Source organism: Streptomyces sp. WELS2 (assembly GCF_013870595.1).
GTDB lineage: Bacteria > Actinomycetota > Actinomycetes > Streptomycetales > Streptomycetaceae > Streptomyces.
On the sequence record NZ_JACBWZ010001076.1, the window covers coordinates 1 to 1832 of the forward strand.

General features: G+C 71.7%; 1 protein-coding gene. It reads left to right on the forward strand.

Going from position 1 to position 1832, the window contains the following annotated elements; translation table 11 throughout:
* The first annotated feature begins 297 nt into the window (after nt 1–297).
* Nucleotides 298–1701, forward strand: a complete 1404-nt coding sequence (locus tag H5J33_RS33760; protein ID WP_181798486.1) for a lipase maturation factor family protein — start codon at nt 298–300, stop codon at nt 1699–1701.
* The last annotated feature ends 131 nt before the right edge of the window (nt 1702–1832 follow it).

The following is a 1832-nucleotide window of genomic DNA, read 5'->3' on the forward strand; positions in this document are numbered from 1 at the left end:
ACCGGTCGCCGCGGAGGCGGTGAAGGGTGCGGGCCCCCGCTCCCCGGCGGCCTGCAAGAAGACGAGGTCGCCCACCCGGGTCTGCTTCACGCCGGCCCCCGCGCAGCCGGTGGCCAGCAGCGCCACCGAGAGCACGCAGGCCGTGACCATGGTTCGGGTGGGTATCCGCACCGCACACTCCACATCACTATGGGTGATTACGCCCTATTGTTGGCATTGCTCAGGTTTGGCTGGCAACTCGGGGAACGCCGCGCCGGGAATGGCGACGGCGGGCCGTACGGAAGGGCGCGCACAGCCGTGGACTGGTTCACCGCACCCGACTACTGGCTGAGCCGGCTGGTCCTCCAGCGGGCCCTGGCCGCCGTGTACCTGGTCGCGTTCCTGACGGCGGCCCTGCAGTTCCGGGCCCTGCTGGGCGAGCGCGGCATGCTGCCCGTCCCCCGCTTCACGGCCCGGGTGCCCTTCCGGCGCGCCCCCAGCCTGTTCCAGCTGCACTACTCCGACCGCTTCTTCGCGGGGTGCGCCTGGGCGGGCTGCGCGGTGTCGGCGGCGCTGCTGGCCGGGGCGGACTCGGCGCTGCCGCTGTGGGCGGGGATCGTGCTGTGGCTGGTGCCGTGGGCGCTGTACCTGTCGATCGTCAACGTGGGCCAGGCGTGGTACGCGTTCGGCTGGGAGTCGCTGCTGCTGGAGACCGGTTTCCTGGCCGCGTTCCTCGGCAACGACGAGGTGGCGCCGCCGGTCGTCGTGCTGTTCCTGCTGCGCTGGATCCTGTTCCGGGTGGAGTTCGGCGCGGGGCTGATCAAGCTGCGCGGCGACGCCTGCTGGCGGAAGCTGACCTGTCTGGACTACCACCACGAGACGCAGCCGATGCCGGGTCCGCTGAGCTGGTTCTTCCACCATCTGCCCAGGCCGCTGCACCGGGTGGAGGTGGCCGCCAACCACGTCACCCAGCTGGTCGTGCCCTTCCTGCTGTTCACCCCGCAGCCCGTCGCCTCGGCCGCCGCCGCCCTGATGATCGTCACCCAGCTGTGGCTGGTGCTCTCCGGGAACTTCTCCTGGCTGAACTGGATCACCATCGTGCTCGCCCTGTCCGCGCTGCGGCTGCCGGCGACGGCGCCGCAGGTGCCCGCGGCACCGCTGTGGTACGAGGCACTGGTGCTCGCGGTCGGCGCGTTGCTGGTCTTCCTCGGCTACCGCCCCGTGCGGAACATGATCTCCCGCCGCCAGGTGATGAACCGCTCCTTCGACCCGCTGCACCTGGTGAACACCTACGGCGCGTTCGGCAGCGTCAGCCGGATCCGCTACGAGGTGGTGGTCGAGGGCACGCTGGACGAGCGGCCGCGCCCGGACTCGGACTGGCGGGAGTACGACTTCAAGGGCAAGCCGGGTGATCCCCGGTGCTGGCCGCGCCAGTTCGCCCCCTACCATCTGCGCCTGGACTGGCTGATGTGGTTCGCCGCGCTGTCGCCCGCGTACGCCGGTGAGTGGTTCGGCGGCCTGGTGGAACGCCTGCTGGAGAACGACCGGGACACCCTCAGGCTGCTGCGCCGCTCCCCGTTCCCGCCGGACACCCCGCCCCGCTATGTCCGGGCCCGGCTGTTCCGCTACCGGTACACCGGCTGGCGGGAGCTGCGGGAGACGGGGGCGTGCTGGGAGCGGACGTATGTACGGGAGTATCTGCCGCCGACGCGGCTGGTGTAGCCGGCTCGCAGGGGCGGTCGGCCAGGAGGGCGTGGGCCCGGGTCACGGCGGCTCCTCCCCCGCCGTGGGCAGCAGGCCGTCGTCGCGCAGCTCCTGCCAGAAGGCGTCCGGTACCGGCGTGGCGAACTGCT